Source organism: Dactylosporangium salmoneum (genome assembly GCF_039532525.1).
GTDB classification, from domain to species: domain Bacteria; phylum Actinomycetota; class Actinomycetes; order Mycobacteriales; family Micromonosporaceae; genus Dactylosporangium; species Dactylosporangium salmoneum.
In genome coordinates, this window is the sequence record NZ_BAAARV010000005.1 from 243199 (window position 1) to 266931 (window position 23733).

The 23733-nt window shown below is 70.3% G+C and carries 22 protein-coding genes, 1 pseudogene and 1 riboswitch; of the genes and pseudogenes, 9 read left to right on the forward strand and 14 right to left on the reverse strand.

Annotation, left to right across the window (positions count from 1 at the left end):
• Positions 1–21 precede the first annotated feature (21 nt).
• On the reverse strand, positions 22–1125 hold the full coding sequence (locus ABD352_RS03890; protein ID WP_344610787.1) for a glycoside hydrolase family 19 protein: 1104 nt from the start codon (positions 1123–1125) through the stop codon (positions 22–24).
• Between the two features lie 94 nt (positions 1126–1219).
• Positions 1220–1819, reverse strand: a complete 600-nt coding sequence (locus tag ABD352_RS03895; RefSeq protein ID WP_344610788.1) for a DUF998 domain-containing protein — start codon at positions 1817–1819, stop codon at positions 1220–1222.
• Positions 1820–1991: 172 nt separating this feature from the next.
• Positions 1992–2148: riboswitch (cyclic di-AMP (ydaO/yuaA leader) on the forward strand.
• Between the two features lie 9 nt (positions 2149–2157).
• Here ABD352_RS03895 and ABD352_RS03900 point away from each other — a divergent pair.
• The gene (locus ABD352_RS03900; RefSeq protein WP_344610789.1) at positions 2158–3177 is read left to right on the forward strand and encodes a coiled-coil domain-containing protein; all 1020 of its coding nucleotides are present in this window, start codon (positions 2158–2160) and stop codon (positions 3175–3177) included.
• A 77-nt stretch (positions 3178–3254) separates the two neighbouring features.
• Positions 3255–4202 (forward strand): exopolyphosphatase, encoded by a 948-nt coding sequence (locus tag ABD352_RS03905; RefSeq protein WP_344610790.1) that lies wholly within the window; start codon positions 3255–3257, stop codon positions 4200–4202.
• 7 nt (positions 4203–4209) lie between these two features.
• On the opposite strand, the gene ABD352_RS03910 is transcribed toward ABD352_RS03905, so the two are convergent.
• Positions 4210–5271: an App1 family protein phosphatidate phosphatase gene (locus tag ABD352_RS03910; RefSeq protein WP_344610965.1), complete on the reverse strand. Its 1062-nt coding sequence runs from the start codon at positions 5269–5271 to the stop codon at positions 4210–4212.
• A gap of 171 nt (positions 5272–5442) precedes the next feature.
• Between ABD352_RS03910 and ABD352_RS03915 the strand changes: the two genes are divergently transcribed.
• The 3 genes from ABD352_RS03915 (at position 5443) to ABD352_RS03925 (ending at position 6790) form a co-directional block, all read left to right on the forward strand.
• Positions 5443–5718, forward strand: a complete 276-nt coding sequence (locus tag ABD352_RS03915; protein WP_344610791.1) for a hypothetical protein — start codon at positions 5443–5445, stop codon at positions 5716–5718.
• A 12-nt stretch (positions 5719–5730) separates the two neighbouring features.
• Positions 5731–6006 (forward strand): hypothetical protein, encoded by a 276-nt coding sequence (locus ABD352_RS03920; protein WP_344610792.1) that lies wholly within the window; start codon positions 5731–5733, stop codon positions 6004–6006.
• A 64-nt stretch (positions 6007–6070) separates the two neighbouring features.
• Complete coding sequence (locus ABD352_RS03925) at positions 6071–6790, forward strand: hypothetical protein (protein WP_344610793.1); 720 nt, start codon at positions 6071–6073, stop codon at positions 6788–6790.
• A 193-nt stretch (positions 6791–6983) separates the two neighbouring features.
• Here the strand turns inward: ABD352_RS03925 and ABD352_RS03930 are convergent, their stop codons facing one another.
• The gene (locus tag ABD352_RS03930) at positions 6984–7946 is read right to left on the reverse strand and encodes an AAA family ATPase (RefSeq protein WP_344610794.1); all 963 of its coding nucleotides are present in this window, start codon (positions 7944–7946) and stop codon (positions 6984–6986) included.
• Entirely contained in the window at positions 7943–8704 is a 762-nt protein-coding gene (locus ABD352_RS03935) for an RNA ligase family protein (protein WP_344610795.1), read from the reverse strand. The genes ABD352_RS03930 and ABD352_RS03935 overlap by 4 nt, the downstream gene beginning before the upstream one ends.
• Before the next feature lie 175 nt (positions 8705–8879).
• On the opposite strand from ABD352_RS03935, the gene ABD352_RS03940 reads away from it, so the two are divergent.
• A complete protein-coding gene (locus ABD352_RS03940; RefSeq protein ID WP_344610796.1) occupies positions 8880–10484 on the forward strand; it encodes an alpha/beta hydrolase in 1605 nt (534 codons plus the stop codon).
• Positions 10485–10549: 65 nt separating this feature from the next.
• Here ABD352_RS03940 and ABD352_RS03945 read toward each other — a convergent pair whose 3' ends face one another.
• Positions 10550–11620, reverse strand: a complete 1071-nt coding sequence (locus ABD352_RS03945) for an OmpA family protein (protein ID WP_344610797.1) — start codon at positions 11618–11620, stop codon at positions 10550–10552.
• Positions 11620–13014, reverse strand: a complete 1395-nt coding sequence (locus ABD352_RS03950) for a helix-hairpin-helix domain-containing protein (protein WP_344610798.1) — start codon at positions 13012–13014, stop codon at positions 11620–11622. Before ABD352_RS03950 ends, ABD352_RS03945 begins: the two co-directional genes overlap by 1 nt.
• A 269-nt stretch (positions 13015–13283) precedes the next feature.
• On the opposite strand from ABD352_RS03950, the gene ABD352_RS03955 reads away from it, so the two are divergent.
• The 3 genes from ABD352_RS03955 to ABD352_RS03965 all read left to right on the forward strand — a co-directional run bounded on the left by ABD352_RS03955 (position 13284) and on the right by ABD352_RS03965 (position 15821).
• Positions 13284–14396: an MBL fold metallo-hydrolase gene (locus ABD352_RS03955; RefSeq protein WP_344610799.1), complete on the forward strand. Its 1113-nt coding sequence runs from the start codon at positions 13284–13286 to the stop codon at positions 14394–14396.
• A gap of 157 nt (positions 14397–14553) precedes the next feature.
• Positions 14554–15624, forward strand: coding sequence for a LacI family DNA-binding transcriptional regulator (locus ABD352_RS03960; RefSeq protein ID WP_344610800.1), 1071 nt, complete (start codon positions 14554–14556; stop codon positions 15622–15624).
• Positions 15621–15821 carry a hypothetical protein gene (locus ABD352_RS03965; RefSeq protein WP_344610801.1) on the forward strand — a complete coding sequence of 67 codons (201 nt, stop codon included), beginning with the start codon at positions 15621–15623 and terminating at the stop codon, positions 15819–15821. Before ABD352_RS03960 ends, ABD352_RS03965 begins: the two co-directional genes overlap by 4 nt.
• A 91-nt stretch (positions 15822–15912) precedes the next feature.
• Here ABD352_RS03965 and ABD352_RS03970 read toward each other — a convergent pair whose 3' ends face one another.
• The 7 genes and pseudogenes from ABD352_RS03970 to ABD352_RS04000 all read right to left on the reverse strand — a co-directional run.
• Entirely contained in the window at positions 15913–17388 is a 1476-nt protein-coding gene (locus ABD352_RS03970; protein WP_344610802.1) for an APC family permease, read from the reverse strand.
• A gap of 86 nt (positions 17389–17474) precedes the next feature.
• A complete protein-coding gene (locus tag ABD352_RS03975; protein WP_344610803.1) occupies positions 17475–18101 on the reverse strand; it encodes a GOLPH3/VPS74 family protein in 627 nt (208 codons plus the stop codon).
• A gap of 502 nt (positions 18102–18603) precedes the next feature.
• Positions 18604–19185 (reverse strand): DsbA family protein, encoded by a 582-nt coding sequence (locus ABD352_RS03980; RefSeq protein ID WP_344610804.1) that lies wholly within the window; start codon positions 19183–19185, stop codon positions 18604–18606.
• A 79-nt stretch (positions 19186–19264) separates the two neighbouring features.
• Positions 19265–19708, reverse strand: coding sequence for a hypothetical protein (locus tag ABD352_RS03985; RefSeq protein WP_344610805.1), 444 nt, complete (start codon positions 19706–19708; stop codon positions 19265–19267).
• 52 nt (positions 19709–19760) lie between these two features.
• A complete protein-coding gene (locus ABD352_RS03990; RefSeq protein ID WP_344610806.1) occupies positions 19761–21989 on the reverse strand; it encodes an immune inhibitor A domain-containing protein in 2229 nt (742 codons plus the stop codon).
• Between the two features lie 287 nt (positions 21990–22276).
• A complete protein-coding gene (locus ABD352_RS03995) occupies positions 22277–22933 on the reverse strand; it encodes a Crp/Fnr family transcriptional regulator (protein WP_344610807.1) in 657 nt (218 codons plus the stop codon).
• Positions 22930–23562: pseudogene (locus tag ABD352_RS04000) on the reverse strand (adenylate/guanylate cyclase domain-containing protein); the annotation flags it as partial. The gene ABD352_RS03995 and the pseudogene ABD352_RS04000, both read right to left, overlap by 4 nt.
• Positions 23563–23733: the final 171 nt, after the last annotated feature.

The following is a 23733-nucleotide window of genomic DNA, read 5'->3' on the forward strand; positions in this document are numbered from 1 at the left end:
AGGAAGAAGCGAGCAGGAAGATCAGCAGGACAGTGAGCCGGGGCCCACGCCGACGCCGAGGATGCCCACGAAGCGCTGGTAGGCGGCGACGCGGCTCTGGACCTGGGCCGGGTTGCGGCCGTTGCACTCCAGGCTGCCGTTGATGCTCCGGATGGTCTCGCCGAAGCCGGCTCCGTTCGCCATCGCGTTGTGCGGGGTCATGGTGCCCGGGCCGCTCTGGGTGTTCCAGTACCACAGGGCCGTCTTCCAGGCCACGGCCGCGTCGGTCTGGACCAGGTTCGGGTTGTGCAGCAGGTCGATGCCCAGGGCGTCGCCGGCCGCCTTGTAGTTGAAGTTCCAGCTCAGCTGGATCGGGCCGCGGCCGTAGTAGGCGGCCTGGCCGGCGGGGCAGCCGTAGGACTGGCTGGCGTCACAGTACGCGGGGTAGTTGGCCGTGTTCTGCTCGACGATGTAGACCAGGCCGCCGGTCTCGTGGTTGACGTTGGCCAGGAAGGCCGCGGCCTCCTGCTTGCGGGCCTCGTCGGAGCCGGTGCGGGCGAAGGCGGGGTAGGCCGACAGCGCGGCGACCAGGCCCGAGTACGTGTAGAACGAGTTCCGGCCCGGGAACATCTGGTTGAACTGCGCCTCGCTGACCACGAAGGCGCCGCCCGAGGAAGTGGGAGGGGGCGCAGTCGTGGGCGAGGAGCCGCAGGAGTACGGGTCCCAGTACCAGGTGCTGATCACGGGGCTGTAGCCCGGGTTGTCGTGCTCGGCGATGTAGAACTTGCCGTCCGTGAACTTCACGATGTCGCCGGTCACGTAGTTGTGGCCCTGGACCCACGCGGGGAAGCTGCACGCGCCGGCCGTGCCGGTCTGGACCGGCGGGTTGGTCGGGGTGCTGCCGCCGCAGCTGCCCTGGTCCTGCCACACGCCGCTGGTGCCGGGCGGGGCCTCGTTCTGGGTCCACCACTTCGCCAGGTAGTTGTGACCGTTGCGGGACGCGGTCATGCCACCCGTGTAGACCGCCGTGGACTGCCACGCGGGGGCGCAGGCGGCGGCTGAGGCCGGCATCATGTTGAAGAACGCGACCACTCCGCTCACCACCGCCATCGCGGCGAGCATGGCCAGCGCGCGGACTCTCGACACCCTCGATCAACTCCTTCGGCTTTGGGCCTGACCTGCACATCCGATCAGCCGGAGGAACGCCGAAGAGTGAACATCATCGTTTTATGAACAATATTTACGGTACCGTTGAGACAGCGCCACGCCGCCGAGCAGCCCGATCGCGGGCGCCCGGAGCGGCCAGGGCCACGGCGACCAGCAGCGCCGCCTCGGCGGCCAGCAACAGGCGCTCGGCCAGGCCGATGAGCACGCGGTCGCCCGGAAAGGCCGAATACACCATCGCCAGCGCACAGGCCAGGCTCAGCCCGGCGAGCACCCGCACGGACCGGCCGCCCAGCAGCCAGCCGGCCACGGGAAGGGCCACGAAGGCGGCGACCGACGCGTACCGGTGCACCGCACCCGCGGCCGACAGCGGCAACCCCGGCTCGTCCGTCGGCACCAGCGCGGCCACCGTCAGCCCCGCCGCCCAGACCCCGAAGAGCGCCGTCACCCAGGCCCCCACCCGGGCACCCGAGCGACGGAGGGCGAACAGCAGCGCGACCGAGGCGGCGGCCATGACGACCATCGCCCAGTCGACCACGCCACCGCGGTCGGAGACGGCGAAGTCACTCACCGTGAGTGACCACGGGTTCAGGTCACCGTCCGGGTCGAGATGGCCGTCGATGACGAGTGCACCGGCGGCGGCAATCCCGGCGAGGGCGAGGTACCGAAGGTTCACCCAGGAAGCGTGGCCTACGGGCGACCCTACGCGGATCGGTGGAGATCCTGACGTACCCCTGAAGCCACGAGTGATCCGTGTCACTGAACGCCCTCATAGCGGATCTACGCACAAACGGTGCGGTGCGCGAATTCCGCCCCGTCGGTACAGTGACCCACGGTCACGTCCGCGGGCGTGACTGCCGCCCAATCGCCGCCCGTGGCGAGCCGGGGACCCACCGTTGCGTTGGGGTGAATCCGCCCTCCCGGAAGCCCTTCCGGAAGCGGTGGTAGGGGTCGTTCCGTCCCGAACCCGTCAGCTAACCCGGTCGGCGGCCGACGGAAGGAACAACGAACCAGATGTCATCGCGACATCACTACCGGCGCGGATTGGTCGCGCTGCTGGCCGTGATCGCGTTCGGCGGGATCGGGGCCGCCCCCGCCGCGGCCGAGCCGGGGGATCCCGGCAACGAGGGCGCGGACGCCAATCCGACCCTCGCCTCCGTCCTGGAGTCGACGACCCAGGCCTTTACCGACGCCAAGGCCAAGTTCGAGGCCTCGGTCAAGCACCAGGCCGAGCTCACCGTGCAGCTGCAGGCGACCGAGGCGCAGCTGGCGACCCTCCAGGACCAGGTTTCGGCGATCGCCATCGCGGCCTACCAGACCGGGCCGCTGACCACGTTCGCCGCGCTGATGGACGCGGACAGCCCCGACAGCTTCGCCGAGCGGGCCAGCACCATCAACGAGCTGGCCCACCACAACGACAACCTGCTTCGCCAGCTGCGGCACCTGCGGGAGGCCCAGGCCTCGCAGAAGAAGGCGCTCGACGACGAGGTCGCCTCGCAGCAGCAGCAGGTCGCCACCATGGAGCAGCAGAAGAAGGCGGCGGAGAAGGCGCTCGCGCTGGCCGGCGGGCCGAGCAAGGGCTTCGTCTCCGCCAACCTGCCGGTGGCCGACCCGACGCCGCGCAACGCCAACGGCTCGCTGCCGAAGGAGTCGTGCAGCGTCAAGGACCCCACCACCACCGGCTGCATCACCCCGCGCATGATGCACGCGATGCAGGAGGCGCAGAAGGACGGGTTCACGCGGTTCGTCGCGTGCTTCCGCCCGAGCGGGCCCTACGAGCACCCCAAGGGCCGGGCCTGCGACTTCTCGGTGCAGAAGACGAAGGGTTTCGGTGGCGTGGCCACCGGTGACGACTTCGTCTACGGCTCGACGCTGGCCGCCTACTTCGTGAAGAACGCCGATCAACTCGGCGTCATGTACGTCATCTGGTTCAAACAGATCTGGACACCGGCGGCCGGCTGGCACCACTACAGCGGCGTGGCCGGCGACCCGTCGAGCGATCACACGAACCACGTGCACCTCTCCATCCTGTAGCCGCTAATCCTCACGTTGGCGCCGGGCCGGTCGATAGGGAGACTGTCGACCGGCCCGCCCGTGCGAGGGGATCTGCAGTGAAGTACCGTCTCGTGACCCGCAGCGACTTCGACGGTCTGGTCTGCGCGGTCCTCCTGCGCCACCTCGACCTGATCGGCGACATCACCTTCGTGCACCCGAAGGACGTCCAGGACGGCTCGGTCGACGTCGGCCCCACGGACATCCTCACCAACCTGCCGTACGCCGCGGGCGCCCACATGGTGTTCGACCACCACCACTCGGAGACCCTGCGCACCGGCGGCCAGGCGACCAACCACGTCATCGACGCGGAGGCCCCGTCGGCGGCCCGCGTGATCTATGACCACTTCGGCGGGGCCGAGCGCTTCCCCAACGTCTCCGACGAGCTGATGGAGGCCGTCGACCGGGCCGACTCCGCGCAGTACGACATCAGCGAGATCCTGCAGCCGACCGGCTGGAGCCTGATGAACTTCCTCATGGACAGCCGCACCGGGCTGGGCCGCTTCCGCCAGTTCCGCATCTCCAACTACCAGTTGATGATGCAGCTCATCGACGCGTGCATCGACCACCAGGACGTCGAGGAGATCCTCGCCCTGCCCGACGTGGCCGAGCGGGCCGAGCTCTTCCGCGAGCAGCAGGACCTGTTCGTCGACCAGCTGCGCCGGGTGTCCCGGGTGCGCGGCGACGTGGTCGTGGTCGACCTGCGCGACGAGGACGTCATCTACGCCGGCAACCGGTTCATGATCTACGCGCTGTTCCCCGAGGCCCGGGTCTCGATCCACGCCATCTGGGGCAAGCAGAAGCTCAACACCGTGTTCGCCGTGGGCAAGTCGATCCTGGACCGCAGCTCGCCCACCGACATCGGGTCGGTCATGCTGCGGTACGGCGGCGGCGGCCACCTCGCCGCGGGCACCTGCCAGGTCCCGCACGACGACGCGGAGCGGGTGCTGGACGAGCTGATCGACAAGGTGGGCGCACCGGTGAGCTCGGCCGCCGGTCGCGCCTGAGGGGCCTTCAGAGGATCTCGGTGTCCCGGAGCAGCCGCCACAGACCGGCGCCGTCCGGGGCGCCCAGCCAGCGCCGGTCGTTGGACGGGAAGCGCTTGGAGCTGCCCGCCACGCCCGGGAACGCGCCGGCCAGCACCGCCTGGGTCGGCGAGAGGTGCCGGATGGCCACGGCGGCGATGCTGTCCGGGTGCTCGGCGGCGAACTCGGCGTAGATCTCCGGGTCGTGTTGCCCGTCGTCGCCGACCAGCAGCCACCGGATGTCCGGGAACTCCTGCGCCAGCCGGGCCAGCGACGCCCGCTTGTGCGCCTGCCCGCTGCGGAAGAACCGGTCCGGCTGCGGCCCCCAGTCGGTCAGCAGCAGCGGCCCCGCCGGGTACAGGTGCCGGGACAGGAACCGCGTCAGCGTCGCCGCCACGTTCCAGGCGCCGGTGGACAGGTAGAAGACCGGGGCGCCCGGGTTGGCGTTGACCAGCCGCTCGTACAGCACCGCCATCCCCGGCACCGAGGCCCGCGCGTGCTCGTCGAGCACGAACGTGTTCCAGGCGGCGAGCAGGGGCCGCGGCAGCGTGGTCACCATGACGGTGTCGTCGACGTCGGAGACGATGCCGAAGCGGGTGGTGGCCGGGTCGATGATCCGCACGGGCGCCTCGACCGGGGCGCTGTCCTCGCTCTGCAGCGTGACGGTGGCCCAGCCCGGGGCCAGGTCGGCCTCGACCACGACGTCGACGAAGCCCCCTCGGTCGCAGCGCACCTCGCAGACGCGCCCGCCGGCCTCGATGCGGACCAGGGCGTTGCTCACCGACGCGGCCGTGAAGGAGCGCCAGCCGCGCAGCTTCTTGAGCCGCTTCGGGGGCTTCGGGTCGATGCGGGCGAGCAGCACGCGGCCGAGCACGCGGACCCAGCCGGGGCGCCCCTCCGTGGCGGCGGCGCCGTAGCCGGTGTAGGCGGTGACCGCGACCTTCCAGCCACGCCGGCGCAGCCGCCGCTCGAGGACGCCGTGGATGGCGTCCTCGATGCGCGCTGCCCGGTGCAGCGGCAGAGGCGCGCTGGTGGGCGCGTTGGGGATCAAGGACACGGCCCAACCCTGTCACAGGCGGACGGAGACCGCACCCCGCTAACCGATCAACGCCGCGTGACGAGTACGCGACGCTGGCATGAAACCGTGAGCCCGAACCGGAAGGGTCCTCTTAGCGTGAATGTCATCAGGAACACACCTGAACGAGCGCACGGGAGGTGCGAGATGGCTACCACATTCGAGGCCGTTCGGGCCGAGGCGCTGTTCGCCTCCGACCTGCAGTCGTCCCAGGCCCCGGCGGGCGGGGAGATCCGCGACGCGGTCGCGGCGACCCTGCGCCGCATCGGCGTCCAGGGCTGCGCGGCACGGGTCGCGAGCGAGTTCGGCGACCACCCGGAGACGGCCGTCGCCCGGATGGCGTGGGCGCTGGCCCTGGTCCGGGCCACGTACCCGGCCGGCGAACCCAGAATCCACCGCGCACTTCGCCGCCTGGCCGCTTAGAAACAGCCCCCGATGGGCATGAGCACGACCATGCAGGAGCTGCACGTTTCGATCGACCCCGCCGTGGGTCATCTTCAGGAGCCGCTCGAGGCCCAGCTGACCTCCGCGCTCCAGCGGGCCGCTCACGAGGTGGCCAAGGACTACCACGGCGAGGGCGTCGACGAGGTGAGCGGCCGCCTGCTGGCGCTGGCCAAGGCGAGCCTGCACCCCGACATCGCCGCGGCGTGGCACCCCGACGAGGCCGAGCTTCGCCGGGCCGCCGAGGCGGTCGTGAGGGATTTTCACTGATTGCCCCGATCGTGCAACTTGTCCGCTCCACACTGAGTGCACTCGCACTACCCAGGAGGACAGCGTGGAGCAGCACAAACTCACGATCGACATGAGCGAGGCCACTCTCGAACAGCTGCGCGACCATCACTTTGCGCTCTTCGGCATGCACGCGATGGCCACGTCGGCGAGCGGCGCCCCGACGATCTGGCTTTCTGTGCATTACCTCGAGCGGCACCTCGAGGTGGCGTGGACCGAGACGTACTCCATGTTCACCACCCGTCACTCCACGCAAGCGCCGAGCACGAAGGTCGTCGCCACGCACAATTACCCGGCGCCCCTCGGCAGCGTGCTGACCGTCGCCGGCAACGACGGGGCCGGCATCGTGACCCCGGGCGGGCCGGCGGGGCACATGGAGATCGACAACACCGGCCGGGTCGAGCTCGGCGCCGGGCTGTGCGTGCACGACACGCACGGGATGTATCAGCCGGCGGGCATCTTCGACCTGGTGGACGTCGACCTCTTCCAGCCCGTCCCCAAGGTCGCGTTCTTCTTCTCGCCGATCCCGCACATGGCCGGCGAGATCGCCACCCGCTCGCTCGGCCCCGGGGTGCTGCTGGACTACAAGATGGCGCACAACCGCTCGCTGCAGATCGAGTACGACCTGCGCAACGGCTGGAGCACGGAGAACCGGCCCTTCGCGCGCCCGATCGCGGCCAACGAGCCGCTCAACCCGCTGCTACTGATCCGCTCCTCCGCGTTGCAGGCCCTCGCCATGCAGCGGCAGCGCACGGTTAGTCGTTAGCGACCGCTGCAGGCCCTCGCCTTGCAGCGGCAGCGCACGGTTAGTCGTTAGCGACCGCTGCAGGCCCTCGCCTTGCAGCGGCAGCGCACGGTTAGTCGTTGGCGACCGCTGCAGGCCCTCGCCATGCAGCAGCAACGCACGGTTAGTCGTTAGCGACCGCTGCCGGCCCTCGCCATGCAGCAGCAGCGCACGACTAGTCGTTAGCGACCGTTAGCACCGAGTGAGCCTCGGTGACGTCGGGCGGCTCCCAGCGCCCGGCCATGCGGTCGATCACCGCCGCCGGCACCCGCCGCTCGCGGGCCCGGTTGCGCCGGTGGACGACCTCCGGCGGTGCCTCCACGCTCACCGCCTCGACCCGTGCGCCGTAGCTCGCGGCCAGCCCGATGCACCGCGAGCGCAGCGCGCGGGTCGTGTTCGTCGCGTTCCAGACATATGCCACCCCGGCCCGCAGATGTTCGCGGGCCCGCGCGTACGCCGCCGCGATCACCGGGCCCTGGTCGCCGGTCGGCCGTACGCCGAGCTCGTCGCGCAGGTCGTCCAGGCTGACCACGGGCACGCCGGCCCGGTTGGCCGCGACCCAGTGATCCTTGCCGGAACCCGGCAGCCCGGACATCACGGTCACCGTGCACCGCGTGTCGTCGAACGCCGCGTAATCGGGATCCCGCCCGGGCGTCCGGAAATACGCGAACCGCGCGTGGTCGGAGGCGAAGCCGCGAGGCTTGTCGAGACAGTCGATTTCCCGGGTGTACTGCGTGAAGAGCGCGACCTCCTCCACCAGCCCCATATCCGCACGCCGCAGCGCGTCCGCCGTCGCCAGCAGCCCGAGATCGTCGTTGCGCGCCAGCAGGCTGACCCGGAACACGAGCCGATCGAGGTCGGGTCGCTCCAGCGCCCCGAACGGCAGCCACGCATATCGCACCAGCGCGGCCACGTGCTCACGCCATGCGATCGGCGCCCCGAGCCCCCACAGCGCCTTGCGCGCGGCGTGCTCCCCGGCGTCCAGCAGGAGCGCGGCGGCGAACACCGGCGCCCGCTCGGCCTCGGGCCGCTCCCGCCACTCCTCGATCCCGCCCAACGCCTCCGCCACCGACGGGTCGGCATCCGGCAGCGCGGCCCGCACCTGCTCGGGCCGGACCGCCCACGCCGGGAGGGTCACGCCCGAACCCGATTGGCCACGATCGGCCGATCCTGCCAGTGACTGCCCGAGTCGAGGATCGCGGTGTGGAAGCTCGGGCGGACCCACTTGTACCTACCGAGCACCGTGCCGGCGTCCTCGAGCTTCAGGTACAGCCCCTCCATGTCCTCGGACATGTCGGTCTCCCGCATGACGCGGTCAGGGTCGGCACCCCCGGCGCGCGCGGACTCCTGCAGCGCGTCCTTCCATCCGGGCGTGCGGCACGTCGAGGGGCCGACCAACGCGGTCAGCCCCGCCAGGTCGGCGAACGCGCCCACCTGCAGCACCGGCACCGACGCGACGCCCAGGCCGGCCAGCAGCTCCTGACGCCGCGGGGTGGACAGGAATGCATCGGATTGGCGGTCGTACACGTCGAATTCGCAGAAGTGGTGGGGCAGCGCGTCGTAGAAGCAGGTGTGCTTGGCGTAGAGCCACTCGCCGTACAGGATGAATCGGTCCTTCAGCACGGGACGCAACACATGGCTCATCCCGGCCGCCCACGCCTTGAACGGCGCGAACTGCCTCTCCCGCGGCCCGCCGGCGAGATAGTGCCCGCGCGACTGCAGCAGGAGGGACCCATCCGCATCGAAGCTGATTGCGGCGTTGGCGCCGTCCAGCTTCTCCTCCACGACCAGCTCACGGCCGGCCAGCTCGGGGAACGGCACCTGCGCCAGGTCGTGGTCGCCCGGTTGCAGCCGAGAACCCTGCAAATGGGGCGTCCGGGGGTACTTGCGCAGCATCAGACCGTTGTACCGGAGCCCGATCGCCCCGCGACACAGGTTTTCTCGGGTGAGGGAAAGGGTGTTGACGCTTCCGCGCGGCAGCGGCGCTCGAAAGCATCGTCATGACATTGTTTGGCCCGAATCACCTGCTTGGAGCGGCCCCTTGCCGCCGGGCACGTTTGGGAGGGTTGTCTTGACGAACAGAACCGTGAAGGGGCTGGTCCTCTTCACCGCTGCGGCCACGCTCGCGGCCGTCGCTCCGGCCTCGAGCGCCCTGGCCGCGCCCGCCTCGAAGGGCGATGACTTCGCCGGAGCGGCGTCGATCCCGTGGGGCCAGTGCGCGAGCCCCGGCCTGCAGCGCCGCGGCGCCGAGTGCGGCCTGCTCGACGTGCCGCTTGACTACAGCAAGCCCAACGGCAAGAAGATCCAGATCGCCGTCTCGCGGATCAAGCACAAGGTCGCGGACAAGGACTACCAGGGCGTCATGCTGGTCAACCCGGGCGGCCCCGGCGGCTCCGGCCTGACCCTGTCGGTCCTGGGCGAGTACGTGCCCAACGGCGCCGGCGCCGCCTACGACTGGATCGGCTTCGACCCGCGCGGCGTCGGCTCCAGCGTGCCGGCCCTGCACTGCGACGACAGCTACTCCGACGGCCCGAAGCCGGAGTACATCCCGCTCAACTCGCAGCTGGAGAAGACCTGGCTCAACCGGTCCAAGGGCTACGCCAAGGCCTGCGGCAAGGCCGGCGGCGACCTGCTCAACCACATGACCACGGTCGACTCGGTCAACGACATGGAGTCGATCCGCAAGTCGCTGGGCGCGCAGCAGATCAACTACTACGGCTTCTCGTACGGCACGTACCTCGGCCAGGTCTACGGCACCCTGCACCCGGACAAGGTCCGCCGCATGGTGCTCGACGGCAACGTCGACGTGCGCGATGTGTGGTACAAGGCCAACCTCAACCAGGATCTGAACTTCGAGCGCAACGAGAAGATCTGGTTCGGCTGGCTCGCCAAGTACGACAGCGTCTACCACCTCGGCACCACCGCCAAGCAGGTCGAGCTCCGCTTCTACGCCGAGCAGAACAAGCTGCGCACCGCGCCCGCGGGCGGGGTCGTCGGCGCCGACGAGTGGACCGACATCTTCCTCTACGCCGGCTACTACCAGTCGACGTGGCTGGAGCTGGCCGACGAGTTCGCCGGCTGGGCCAACGACCGCAACACCGACCTCATCCTGCAGGCCTACGAGGACTGGGTGGCCCCGGGCGACGACAACGGCTTCGCGGTCTACAACGCGGTGCAGTGCACCGACGTGCAGTGGCCGCAGAGCTGGAACCAGTGGAAGGTCGACAACTGGCGGACGTTCCTCCAGGCGCCGTACATCACCTGGAGCAACGCCTGGTTCAACGCGCCGTGCCTCTACTGGCCGGGCAAGGCCCAGAAGCCGACCAAGATCGACGGCTCGAAGGTCAAGAGCGTGCTGTTCGTCGGCACCACCCTCGACGCGGCCACGCCGTTCGAGGGCAGCCTGGAGGCCCGCCGGCTCTTCCCGAACGGCAGCCTGCTGGCCGAGGTCGGGCAGACCACGCACGCGAACTCGCTCAACGGCAACGCCTGCATCGACGACACGATCGCGGACTACCTGGCGACCGGCAAGCTCCCGCAGCGCAAGGCGGGCGACAAGCCCGACAAGAACTGCGACTCCCTGCCGCAGCCGGACCCGACGGCGGCCTCGCTCTCGGCGAAGTCGCTGCGCGTGGACAGCGCCGTTCGTGAGCCGCTCTACCCGGTGCACCACTGACCGGTAACCAGCAACACGAAGGGGCGCGGCCGGTTGGCCGCGCCCCTTCCCTTTGCTGCCGCTTGCTACTGCTGCACGATGAACTCGACCCGCCGGTTCACCGCGTTGGCCGCCTCGTCGGCGCCGGGCACCTTGGGCCGGCTCTCGCCGAAGCCCTTGGAGGTCAGCCGGTCGGGCGCGATGCCCAGCGAGACCAGCGTGTCCAGCACCGTCTTGGCCCGCGCCTCGCTCAGCGCCTGGTTGTGCGCGACGGTGCCGGTGAGGTCGGTGTGCCCCTCGATGCTGACCTTGATGTTCGGGTTCGACCTGAGGATCGAGGCCGCGTTCTGCACCACGGCCACGCCCTGCGCGGTCAGCGTGGCGCTGTCGTTCTCGAACTCGACGGTCGGCAGCGCGACCAGCTGGGTCTGCACCTGCGCCGGCGCCGCGGCCTGGCCGACGACGAGCTCGTCGCGCACCGTCGCGCCCTTGGCGGCCGCCTTCGCCGCCGCCTCGGCCTTGTCCTTGACGTCCTGCGACGGCACGGTGCCGGTCAGCGTGATCACGTGGTCGGTCAGGTCGATCACGCCCGCCTTGGTGTCCTTGCCCAGCGCGGCCATGACCGCGCCCAGCCCGGCCAGGTCGGTGTCGTCCTTCGCCCGCTTGGCGTCCACGGTGAGCTCGTCCTGCACGTTCCCGGCGCCGAGAGCCTGCTTGGCCGCGTCGGCGAGCGTGGTCCGGTCGGCGTCGGCCGGCACCGTGCCGGTCAGCGTGACCTTGCCCCCGTCGACGAGCAGCTTGACGGAGAGCGGCTGCGGCGGGGCGGGCGGCTGCTCCACCTTCGGCGGGGCCTGCACGTCGACCACGCGCACCCCCTCGATGCCGAGGGTGACGTCGCGCGCCTTGTCCTTCTCGTCGGCCGAGCCGACCTTGACGGTGCCGTCCCGCCCGGCGAACCGCACCTCGGCGTCGATGCCGGCCTTGGCCAGCGCCACCTTGGTGCGGTCGGTCAGGTTGTCCTCGACGGAGTGGCGGTGCGGCACCTCGAAGGCGACGAGCAGCGCGGCCAGCCCGACGAGGGCCGCGCCGATCGGGATGAGGGGGTGCCGCTGGCGTACCTCCCAGCGGCTACCGCTCGTGGTGACCGTCCGCGCCATCAGGCCCGCCCGGTGTCGCGGCCGGCGACCAGGCGCCGGGTGAGGTCGGCGAAGCCCTCCTCGTCCCCGTCGGCGAGGTGCTGGGCCTGGCGGGCCCACGTGACGATGCTCGGCGCGAACCGCAGCCCGGCCGCCTCGATGGCCGCCCGGAGCGTGTCGACGTCGGCCGCGGCCAGCTGCGCGTAGGTACGGATGCCGGAGGCCAGCAGCGCGCCGGACATCTTGGGACCGATGCCCTCGATCCGCTGCAGATTGTCCGCCGGTACGTCCTCCGCCGCTCCTGCCTGCACCGGCACCACCGCCACGGGCTGCACCTCGGGCTCCGGCTCGGGTTCCGGTTCCGGCTCCGGCTCCGGCTCGGGCTCGGGTTCCGGCTCGGGCTCGGGCTCGGGTTCCGGCTCGGGCTCGGGTTCCGGCTCGGGTTCCGGCTCCGGCTCCGGCTCGGGCTCAACGGCGACCGGCTCCGCTTCGACCGCGACGGGCTCGGGCTCGACGGCCGGCTCCGGCTCAACCGCAACCGGCTCGCTTTCCGCAGCCGACTCCGCCTCGACCGCAACGGGCTCGGCGGCGGCCTTCGGCTTGACCTCGCGGCCGGCGATCAGCCGGTCGGTGAGCTCCTTGAAGCCGGCCTCGTCCCCGTCGGCCAGCAGCCGGGCCTGCTGCGACCACGTGCCGATACTCGGCGCGAAGCGCAGGTTGGCGTTCTCCAGCGCGGTCTCCAGGCTGGCCCGGTCGGCGTCGGCCAGCTGCGCGAACGTGGCGATCCCGGCCGCCCGCAGCGCCGCCGCGATCTTCGGCCCGATGCCCTCGATCCGCTCGAGCTCGTCGTGCGCCGGCTCGGCCGCGAGGGCCTCCTCCTGGAACGCGGACTCCACGTCCGCGATGAGCTCGGCGTCGACGTGCACCTCGTCCGACGCGGGCGCGGGCTCCGCCTCCAGGACGGCGACCGGCGCCTCCTCCGGCTCCTCGGCCGGCTCGACGTGCACCGGCTCGGCCTCCAGCTCCTCGACCGCCTCAGCCTCGACGAGAGGCTCAGCAGCAGACTCGGAGACAGGCTCGGCCAGCGAATCGGCGAGAGGCTCGACGACGGGCTCAGCAACAGGCTCGGCAGCGGGCTCGTCCAGAGACTCAGCGACGGGCTCGGCGACCGGTTCGGCTACGGGCTCGGCAAGAAGCGCGACCGGCTCAGGCGTGGACTTCGCGGCGACCGGGGCGGCGGGCGCCTCGGATCGGGTAGTGATGGACTGGGCAGGGAGCGAGGAGTTGGACTCGGTGACGCTTTCGGACGACCGGACACGGCGCAGGCGCAGGCCCCACCACAGGTAGCCGACCAGCAGACCGAGCAGGAACGCGAGCAAAATCAACAGTAGTGACTGGCCGGTGTACCAGACCACGACAGGCCTCCGAGGGGAAGTGACCTACGCGATGGCGAGCGCGTGAAGAGGGAGTTCGCGGGCAGCCTTCCACACCTGATTGCGCGGCAACAGGGCCCGGCCGGTGCCGTCCGACCGGCGGTTCGGGCCAGGTCGGAGACCCCGGGAAGGCATTTGCGCAGATCGGAGGCGGTCGAGGCGCTCCCGGCCGGTGCCGGCCGCCCGGCGGGCCGAGAGAAAATCGAAACGGACGGGTGCTGAACCTCACCACAACTGGAGGCGACAGAGCAATGGGAAAGACGACTCGGGTGCTCGCCGTGGCCGCGGTGGCGGCCGCCGCCGGTGGTCTCGCGTGGGCGCTACGTGACCTTCCGGCCCAGCTGGGGGCGGTGCCGTCCGGGGCACGGGCGGAGCGGATGCGGCGGTCCCGGCAGTACGCGGAGGGGAAGTTCCGCAACACCGTGCCGGCCGAGGTCCTGCCGCCGCACGCGATGCGGAACACCTTCGTCGAGCTGCTCACCGGCGAGCAGCGCCGCAAGCCGCTCGGGCCGATCCCGGTCACCCGCCCCGACTTCGGCGGCCGGCTGGACCCGGACGGGCTGCACGTGACCTGGCTCGGGCACTCGACCGCGCTGGTGGAGATCGAGGGCGTGCGGGTGCTGTTCGACCCGGTGTGGAGCGACCGCTGCTCGCCGACGTCGTTCGTGGGGCCGAAGCGGATGCACCCGATGCCGCTGCCGATCGAGGAGCTGCCGCGCATCGACGCCGTCGTCATCTCCCACGACCACTACGACCACCTGGACCTGGCCTCGATCCTGGCCCTGCGGCGCACCCAGCAGGCGCCGTTCCTGGTCCCGCTCGGGGTGGGCGCGCACCTGGAGCGCTGGGGCGTGCCGGCCGACCGGCTCATCGAGCTGGACTGGGAGGAGTCGGCGACGGTGCGGGGCGTGACGCTCACCGCGACCGCGGCCCGGCACTTCTCCGGCCGCCGCTTCTCCCGCGACGGCACCCTGTGGGCGTCCTGGGTGGCCAAGGGCAAGCGGCGGAGCCTGTTCTACACCGGCGACTCCGGCTACTTCGACGGGTACAAGGAGATCGGCGAGCAGCACGGCCCGTTCGACGTCTCGCTCATCCAGGTCGGGGCCTACAACGACGCGTGGCCGGACATCCACATGAAGCCCGAGGACGGCGCCAGCGCCCACCTCGACGTCCAGGCGCGGGTGCTCATCCCGCTGCACTGGTGCACGTTCAACCTGGCCCTGCACGCGTGGTCGGAGCCGGTCGAGCGGCTGTTGGAGGAGGCGAAGGCGCGCGACATCCAGCTCGTGGTCCCTCGCCCCGGTGACAGGGTTGATATCGACGCGTTGCCGGAAGTTGAACCGTGGTGGCGCCCTATTGCGTGAGTGTTGCCACATCGGCGTTTGAGCAGGTCAGGGCACGTGTGCAGGCACACATGCCAGGACCCGACAAACGACTGGTCGCTGTAACACACCCGGCGTACTGTATCGATACAGAAGAGTTCTGAACCGATGCAGCAGCGAAGGGAGGATGATCCGAACCATGGCGGCCACATTGCAAACCATCGCCGACGAGCTGGGCGTGTCCCGGAGCACCGTCTCCAACGCCTACAGCCGTCCGGATCAGCTCTCCCCCGATCTGCGTGCCCGGATCCTCGAGGCGGCCGAGCGGCTGGGCTACTCGGGTCCCAACCCGACGGCCCGGTCGCTGCGCCGGGGCAAGGTCAACGCGATCGGCGTGCTGCTCACCGATGACCTGTCGATGGCGTTCACCGACCCCTACGCGGTGGCCTACCTGCGCGGCCTGGCCGAGGCGGCCTCGGCCCGGGAGACCTCGCTGCTGCTGATCAACCTGCCCAAGGACACGGAGGCCGGCCGGCGGGTGGTCAGCAACGCCGCGGTCGACGCGTTCTGCCTCTACTGCGTGCCCGACTGGCATGGCGCGCTGGAGCTCATCCGCGCCCGCGGGGTGCCGATCGTGATCGGCGAGGACCCGAACGCGTTCGGCCCCGACGCCGGCTACGTCGGCATCGACGAGCGCTCGGCCGCCCGCCGGCTCGGCGAGCACATCGCCGACCTGGGCCACACCGACGTCGCCGTCGTCGCGCACTGGATCGTGCACGGCGGGGTGACCGGCCCGGTCGACGCCGACCCGGACGCGCTGCGCTACTACGTCACCGGCGAGCGGGTGCGCGGCTTCCGCGACGCCTTCGTGGCCGCCGGGCTGCCGTGGGAGCGGGTGCTGCTCATCAACGCGGCGGCCAACGACCGCGAGGAGGGCGCCGCCGCGGCGGCCCACGCCCTGGACCGGCTCGACCGGGCCACGGCGGTCCTCACCACCTCCGACGTCCTCGCGCTCGGCGTGCTCGACGCGCTGCGGGTGCGGGGCCTGCGTCCCGGCCGGGACGTGTCGGTCACCGGGTTCGACGACATCCCGGAGGCCGAGCCGGCCGGGCTGACCACGATCCGCCAGCCCAGCGTCGAGCGCGGGCGGCTCGCGGGCGAGATTCTGCTCGACCCGCCCGAGGACCCGGCGCGGCGTCGCCTGACGCTGCCCGTATCGCTGGTGGTCAGGGCGACCACCGGCCCGAATCCAGTCAAGGAGAAGTCATGACCCCAGTCGCTCTGATCGTGTCGCTCGAGGCCGTGCGCATCGAGGCCAACTCGGCCATGCCGAACGCCCCCGTGGTCGACGACGGCCGCGGCCGCGGCGAATCGGCCACGATGACCAAGGTGCGCGGCTTCACGGCCCGCACGCTGCGTCAGGTCGCCGACCGAGTCGAGCCCACGCCGGCGCTCACCTACGGGTAACACCCCGCGGTAAGCGTGCACGAAAGCAGTTGAGGGAGGCAGGCCACCGCCTGCCTCCCTCACTGTGTTGCGCTTCCCTCTGCGGGTCTTGTTACCGGACCTCGACGGCCTCGTACGACTCGATGCGCGCCGCGTTCGCGCGGGCGCCGAGGCCGATCGCGTCGTAGTCCTGCCGGTTGATGCTGCGCAGGACCAGGGCCCAGATGATGCCGACGACCGCGACCGCGCCGTACGCCGTCGGGAACGCCCACACCGCGGCGTTCTCGGTGCCGGGGGCGAAGCCGAGCAGGCCGCCGAAGTTGTCGACGACCAGCCAGCAGACGTAGCCGAGGGCGATCGTGGCCAGGATCGGGGCGATGAGCCGCGACCAGGGACCTTCGCCGCGCTTGTCGCGGCCGAAGTAGAAGATCACCGAGATCGAGGTGGTGAGGACGAGGAACAGCACGCCCACGCCGCCGGAGGTGCCCAGCCAGAAGAACAGGTTGAGCATCGGGTCCCAGCCCTTGACGATGAACAGCACCAGCACGATCAGCGCGATCACGGTCTGGAACACCGAGCCCGACATGGGCGCGCCCGAGCGGGCCCGGGTCCGGCCGAAGAACGACGGGAGCACCCGCTCACGGCCCAGCGCGAAGGCGTAGCGCGCGGTCGTGTTGTGGTAGCTCAGGGCCGCGGCCGCGATGCTCGTGGTGAGCAGGATCAGGCCCAGGTCGGCGGCCCAGGAGCCGCCCTTCTCGGCCAGGGTCGGGAAGAACGGGCCGCCGGTGGCGGCCTGTTCCTGAGCCGCCGGCACGACCTTGTCCACGCCGATGCTGATCGCGGCGGCCCAGCTGGTGATGGCGTAGGACACGACCATCACGGCGAGGCCGAGGAACGTGGCGGTGGCCACCGTGCGGCTCTTGCTGCGGGCCTCCTCGGAGAAGACCGGGGCGGCCTCGAAGCCGACGAACGCGGTGACCGCCACGGCGAACGCCGGACCGGCCGCGCCCTTGAGCGAGTCGAAGGTCCACGGCTGGAAGGTCACCGAGGTGTCCGGGTGGCTGAAGAAGATGACGTCGAAGATCGTCACCACGATGATCTCAGCCCCGAGCAGTACCATCAGGACCTTGCTGTTGACGTCGACCCGAAGCACGCCGAGGATCGCGACGACCAGCCACAGGGCGAGCGAGCAGATCCACCACTTCACGTCGAGGTCGGCCTTGTCCGCCAGGATCAGCGAGGCGTAGAAGCCGAACGCGCCGTAGAGGCCGATCTGCAGCAGGTTGTAGGCCAGCAGGGCGACCAGGGCGCCGGCCACGCCGAACGGCTTGCCGATGCCCTGCGAGATGTACGAGTAGAAGGCGCCGGCGTTCGTGATGTGCCGGGACATCGCGACGTAGCCGAAGCTGAACACGGCCAGGATGACGGCGATGATCACGAAGGCGAGTGGGAAGCCGGTCGTGCCGACCCAGCCCCAGGCCGACGAGACCAGTGCGCCGACGACCATCAGCGGAGCGGCCGCGGTGAGGGCGAACATGATGACGGATGGCACGCCCAGCCGGTCGCGGGCCAGTGCCTGAGATACCACGCTCGGTCGCGCAGGCGACGTTGCGGACATCGGTCCTCCAGGGAATTTTGAGGGGGAAGGGGAAGAGGAAAGTCCGAGTCGCGACGTCACCCGCGCTGCGACATCACCGAGTCGCCGACCGCGGACTCGACCTGCAGGATCAGGTCGCGCAGCGGCGGCGGCAGGGTGGCGATCGCCTGTTGAAGTCTTCTGGCGAGAGCCGGGTCGCGGTCCCACATGACGTGACCGGTCAGCCCGGTCGCCTCCGCGAGGCCCGCGAGGGTCGTGTCCGCGACCCGCATCGGCTCGATGCCGGTGAGCAGCCGGCGCAGGCGCACCACGCGCCCCGCCGGTAGGTTGATGTCGGTCGGCAGCCAGCGGGTCTCGCTGCGCAGGAGGCGCCGGACCTGGGTCTGCTCGACCAGCCCGACGCGCGCCAGGCGCTGCCCCACCGCCTCGACCGCCGTGCGGCCCAGGAACATCAGCCACGTGCGCACCTCGCGGTGCTGCACCTCGGCGACCATCGTGGCCAGGTTGGTATGTGACAGGGGATCGGACGGAGGGTCCCGGTTGATCACCCGCAGGCGCGGCCCCTCCACCAGGATCCGCTGCTCCAGGACCAGCTCCCCGAGCATCGCGCCGGCCAGCCCGAGCTCCACAGCGCGCGCCGAAAGCCGGGACTTGCCGTCCCGGTCGTCGTGCGCGATCAGGAAGAAGTCATCGGCCAGGAGCATCGGCCCGCACCCCTAATCGACCGGTCTGCGATCGATCGCGCACCGCCACCGCTCTCTCGTCTCGGCGTCCGGGCCCCCACGGCCGGACGCTCCCGGGTTCCCCGCGCCCGGGCGCCAAACTAAAAGTTAGGGCCCGAAAGACCGTGCGACCCAACGCGAAAGCATGCACTGCGTGTTGGTCGATCCGCAACTGCCAAAACGCAAATTCGTGTTAACGCAGCTCAGCGAATGTTGCATAGACGCCAGTCGCGCCGAACCAGCACTACCGAGCGTGACGTCGGACGTTTCCGGATCCGTCCACGGTAAGTAACAGGTTGTCCGAATGCAAAGGATCTTTGACGGTCGCGGATCGGAGAGCGTTTTCCCGGCATTCTCGGAGGACCTGGACGTTCCGCACACATGAATCGGCGGACGGTAATCCCACCGTCCGCCGAGTTGATCAGTGAACCTTCAATGGCATGCGCATCGCAGTGACGCTGTGCTATCAGCCGTGTCACCCCCGCTAGCCACGGTCTGTAGCCGCCGCCCGAGCCGCCTCGGATGCCTCGTCGACCGCCTCGAGGAGTTCGTCCAGGGCGTAGCCGCCGTCGTGGCGCAGCCCGTTGAGGAAGAACGTCGGGGTGCCACCGACGCCGCTGCGCACGCCGCCGACGAGGTCGCGGCGGACCCGGTCGAGGTAGAGGTGGGCGCCGACCTCGTCGCCGATCTCGGTGGAAGGCAGGCCGAGCCGCTCGACGCCGACCATGAGCTGGCGCGGGTTGATGCCGCGCTGGTTGTCGAAGAGCCAGTCGTGCATCGGCCAGAAGGCGTCACGCGCGGCGGCCGCCTCGGCGACCTCGGCCGCGAGGTCGCCGTAGGGGTGCACGTTCGTCAGGGGGAAGTGCCGGTACGTAAACCGGATGAACTCCCGGCGCAGCCGCAGCAGGTCCTGCAGGATGGGGTGGGCCATGGCGCAGTACGGGCACTGGAAGTCGGCGTACTCGACGAGCGAGACGGGGGCGTCCGGCGGGCCGATCGTGTGGTCGTCAGGGCCAACTGGCACCGCCAGCCGGGGGTTCGTCACCTGAAAGGGCGTGGTGGTCATACCTCAACGGTTCGCCGCGCGACGCCCGGCTACGTCACCCGGGCCGGTCTAGAGCGGTCCGGCCGCCAGAGGCTCCGGTCTACAGAGGTGTGGCCTGCGACACGAGCAGCGGGCTGCCCGTGCAGGCGGTCTCGCGGTTGGGGTCGGGCACGCCGACCGCCCTGGCCTGCCGGCCGTCGCGCAGCTGGGCCGCCGCGGGGCCGATGAGCGTCCAGGTGATCTTGTCCGTGACGAGCTCCACGCAGGAGCCGCTCACCCGCACCACCCCCTGCACCGTGACCTGCTGGAACGCGTCGACCGGCGGCACCACCCCGGTGGTCTTGGGCAGCCCGGGCGGGAGGCTGATGGTCGGCTCGTCGCTGGGCGCGGCCCTCTTGGCGCTCGGCGACGCGGACGCCCCCGGAGCAGAAGGGGCGGCGCTCTGAGAGGCCGCCGGCTCGACATTCTGTCCGGATTTCTCCGGCTTTGCGGCGCAACCGGACAGGATCAGCACGGCCGAGAGGAGGCCCAGGGGCGCTTTCATACCCATTGGACCTCCTCCCGCCGTCACTGGTTCCCTACCGGGCCGTGAAGGGCTAGGCCATGACGAGGACCGTCATGGACGTGCCGTTCTCGAACAGGGCGAGCATCTTCACGCCGTTGTTCGGGACCTTGACGCCGTAGTAGGTGCTCGTCGCCGGGTCCTCACGGTAGTAGCTCTTGCTGTCGTCGAACAGCGGGTTGCCCCACTGGCCGCCGAGGTTGCTGGGCGTGGCGTTCGCCCCGGAGTGCAGGGTGAACGCGTCCGTCCGCTGCATCGAGAAGGGCGCGTCGAAGCCCTGGATGCGCGGCCGCCACGGGGTCCCGTCCGCCTTGAGGACCAGGTCCGGGTGCGAGTCGACCGGCAGGATCAGGCCCGCGCCGTGGTGCTGGCTGGTGTTGTTGTCCTTGTACGAGGTGTCCCAGTACGTGACCAGCAGGCCGGTCTCGTACGGGAAGTGCTCGACGTACTGCGGCTTGTCCGGGAAGCCGAAGTTGTACGGGCCGGTCTTCATGTACTTGTCGTACGACTCGTAGGTGCGGTGCGAGGCGATGTAGTAGTTGTCGTACTCCGTCACCAGCTGGTTGCCCACGGCGGTGAAGCCCACCGCGGTCCAGCCGTTCGCACCGGACTCCGCCCCGTCGGCGAACACCGTGGTGCCGCCGTTGGTGATGGCGATGTTGTCGACGAAGAAGCCCTGGCCGCCGGCGGCCGGGTCGGTGTAGTACCGGAAGCGCAGCCCGACCGTCTTGCCCGCGTAGGCGGACAGGTCGAACGTGGCCGGGACCCACCCACCGCTGGTGCCGTCGATGCCGTTGCCCTCGGCCGCCGTGGTGATCGAGCCGGGGATCGCCTTGAAGCCGGAGCCGTCGTCGACCTCGACGTACGCGTAGTCACACGCGTCCGGACCGCAGTCCTCGATGTCCCAGTTGGCCGTGAACGACAGCGTCGTGGTGCCCGCCGGGATCGAGACGTTGCGGGTCAGCGAGTTGTCCAGGTTGTTGCCGGCGCCGCTCCACCACGACTTGCTGCCTTCCGGTGGGGTCGGTAGCGGCGTGGAGACCTTCTTCTTGGGCAAGACGACGACGACCGCCTGGTCCTTCTTGCTGTTGTACTCGTGCGGCCCGAGGTCCACGAGCTTGGTCTGGCCCTTGTTGACCGTCTTGTAGTCCAGCCAGCCCAGCTGCAGCTTGTCCCACGCGCCGAGGTCGGCGGCGCGGGCCGCGATGCCGTTGTCGCCGGGTAGGCTCACCCGGCTCTGGGCCATGATGGTCCACCAGTTCACCGGGTTCTCGGCGTTGCCGCCGACGCCCGTGGTGTCGTAGTGGTCCGGCAGGCCGAGGTCGTGGCCGTACTCGTGGGCGAACACGCTCAGGCCGCCGTTCTCGGGCTGAATCGTGTAGTCGCGCACCCACAGGCCCGTGGTCCCGATCTGGGTCCCGCCGAGCTTGTTGTAGTCCGGCCCGCTGGTGAAGTTCTGGAACGCCGCCCAGCGGTGGCTCCAGATCGCGTCCTCACCCTGGATCAGGTCGCCGTCGGCCTGGTCGCCGCCGGCGTGGACGATCTGGAAGTGGTCGATGTAGCCGTCCGGCTCGTTGAAGTTGCCGTCGCCGTCGTAGTCGTACCGGTCCCACTGGTCGTACGAGGCGAGGGTGGCCTTGATCTCGGCGTCGGTCTTGCCCTGGGCGTGCTGCCCGTCGACCCACGCGTTGATCGCGTCCTGGATCAGGTTCCAGGTGTTGCTGCAGACGTTGCTGGCGCACGGGTAGCCGTTGCTGCGGCCGTACCGCGCCTCGTTGTACGGCACCTTCACCCAGTCGGTGACCATGCCGTCGACGCTGTACCGGCCGGAGGACTGCTTCTCGTAGTACGTCTTGAGCGACTCCGCGCCGTTGCCGGTCGCGAAGTACATGTTCTCGAAGTACTGCTTGCTGAAGTCCTGCTTCCAGATCGTCGAGTTGTCCTTGGCGCGGTCCGGCGCCGGGATCTGGTTGTGCAACGGGCCGTCGAACCTGGCCGGGCCGGGGATCGCCGGGGCGGTGTCCTGGTCCGGGTAGTTCGGGTGCCGCTGGTCGCCGAACTCGGCCAGCACGACGAAGATCTTGTCGGTCTTCTCGCGGCTGAGCTCGACGTACTTGTCGACCTTGCCCTTGCTCTTATCGCCCTTACCGATCTTGACGACCGTGCTCGCTCCGCGCTTCTCCGGTGTGGCCTGACCGTTCAGGACCTGGGAGAGAGCGACCTCACGAGAATCGCGCCGCTTGTCCTCCAACGGGTTGGGCAACTCGTCGGACGGTGACGCGGCGTCGACGGATGGTGATTGCTGGGCGGGCACGGCATGAGCCGCACCGCCTGCGACAAGCACCCCCATCCCCGACGCAAGCGTGAGACTCAGAAGTCCCACGGTCAACTTACGCACAGGTACCTCCCTGGTGGGGCGTGTCAGCACCGAGGCACCGCGTCGATGCCTCGATGCACCTGACGCGAGAGACTAAGTGCTCTTCGTGTCGCCCAAAGATCCACAGTGAGGTATGCGCATACTTGCAAGGGTCAGATCGAGGGTCCGCCCGGCTATTGAGCCCTATCTCTGAGCGCGGCGAGATCATGGACGATCACGTGCAGCCGCCCGGTCTGGATCAGGCCCTCCTCACGCAGCGTGCGCAGCGCCTTCGTGACCGCCTCGCGGGACGACCCGGTCCAGCCGGCCAGCTCGTCCTGCGACAGCGGCAGGCCGATCCGCAGCCCGCCGTCGGTCGGCTCGCCGAAGCGCTCGGCCAGCTCGACCAGGCGCGCCGCGACCCGGCCGGTGGTGTCGTAGGCGCCGAACTCGATGCGCTTGCGGTCGGCGTCGCGCAGGCGGCGGGTCAGCTCGCGCATCAAGAGGAACGAGACGCGGGCGTGCCCCAGGAGGTACCGCTGGAAATCCGGCGACGGCACGGAGAGCGCAGTCACCGGCTCCAGCGCGGTCACCGTCGCCGACATCGGCCCGCCGTCGACCGCCGAGAGCTCGCCCAGCAGCGCCCCCGGGCCGCGCACGGCCAGCACGACCTCGGTGCCGGACGCGGTGTCGGAGGAGACCTTGACCCGGCCCGAGCGCAGGATGATCACCGCCTCGGAGCGGCTCGCCTCACGGAAGATGACCGAGCCGCGCTTCCACTGCCGCCGGTGCCCGGCGGCCTCCAGCGCGGCCTGCTCATCGGAGTGCAGGAGATCGAAGAACTCGGTCACGCCAAATTCTCGACCGCGTAGGCGCGGACTGTCTGTCGGCGACCTTTCACTTCCAGGTCGCCCAGCGGGGTGGCGGTGACCCGGCCGGCGAGCGCGTCGTAGGTGGCGCCGCCGACCACCACCTGCCCGGGCTCGGCGATGGTCTGCAGCCGGGCGGCCACGTTGACCGCGTCGCCCATCGCGTTGAACCCGCGCAGCAGTTCGCTGCCGATGTTGCCGACGAGGGCCGGCCCGGTGTTGGCGCCGACCCGGAAGCGCGGCCAGTCCGGGTGCCCCTCGGCGATCGAGAGCACCGCCTCCTGCATCTGCAGCGCGGCCCGCACCGCCCGCCCCTCGTGGTCCTCCTGCCGGGCCGGGGCGTTGAACAGCGCCAGCAGCGCGTCGCCGACGAACTGCACGATCGTGCCGCCGTTGTCCAGGATGCACGGCACGGCGACACCGTGGTACCGATTGAGCATCTCGACGATGTCCCCGGGCTCCACCGCCTCCGAGAACGTGGTGAACCCGCGCAGGTCGGCGAAGAGCGCGGTCACGTCGACGAGGCGCCCGCCCAGCGCCGCCTGGTCCGGGTCGGCCAGCAGCGCGGCGGCCACGTCGGGCGACATGTACTGCCGGAACAGCGTCGACAGCTCGCCGTAGAGCCGCGCGTTCTCCAGCCCGATCGCGAGCTGGTTGGCCAGCGTCCGGCGCAGCTCCGGCCGCCCGGTCCCGGGGATGCGCACCGCCCCGGCGAGCCGGCCCTTCACGGTGAGCGGGAGCGCGTCGCCGCCCGCGGTCAACTGTCCATCGTGGACGATTTC

Coding starts and splice junctions, on each gene's coding strand:
- ABD352_RS03935 (WP_344610795.1), bottom strand. CDS start 8,704: ATGCTGCGCAAGTACCCCCGGACGCCCCATTTGCAGGGTTCTCGGCTG.
- ABD352_RS03960 (WP_344610800.1), top strand. CDS start 14,554: ATGGCGGCCACATTGCAAACCATCGCCGACGAGCTGGGCGTGTCCCGG.
- ABD352_RS03955 (WP_344610799.1), top strand. CDS start 13,284: ATGGGAAAGACGACTCGGGTGCTCGCCGTGGCCGCGGTGGCGGCCGCC.
- ABD352_RS03915 (WP_344610791.1), top strand. CDS start 5,443: ATGGCTACCACATTCGAGGCCGTTCGGGCCGAGGCGCTGTTCGCCTCC.
- ABD352_RS03985 (WP_344610805.1), bottom strand. CDS start 19,708: ATGAAAGCGCCCCTGGGCCTCCTCTCGGCCGTGCTGATCCTGTCCGGT.
- ABD352_RS03980 (WP_344610804.1), bottom strand. CDS start 19,185: ATGACCACCACGCCCTTTCAGGTGACGAACCCCCGGCTGGCGGTGCCA.
- ABD352_RS03975 (WP_344610803.1), bottom strand. CDS start 18,101: ATGCTCCTGGCCGATGACTTCTTCCTGATCGCGCACGACGACCGGGAC.
- ABD352_RS03900 (WP_344610789.1), top strand. CDS start 2,158: ATGTCATCGCGACATCACTACCGGCGCGGATTGGTCGCGCTGCTGGCC.
- ABD352_RS03945 (WP_344610797.1), bottom strand. CDS start 11,620: ATGGCGCGGACGGTCACCACGAGCGGTAGCCGCTGGGAGGTACGCCAG.
- ABD352_RS03920 (WP_344610792.1), top strand. CDS start 5,731: ATGGGCATGAGCACGACCATGCAGGAGCTGCACGTTTCGATCGACCCC.
- ABD352_RS03965 (WP_344610801.1), top strand. CDS start 15,621: ATGACCCCAGTCGCTCTGATCGTGTCGCTCGAGGCCGTGCGCATCGAG.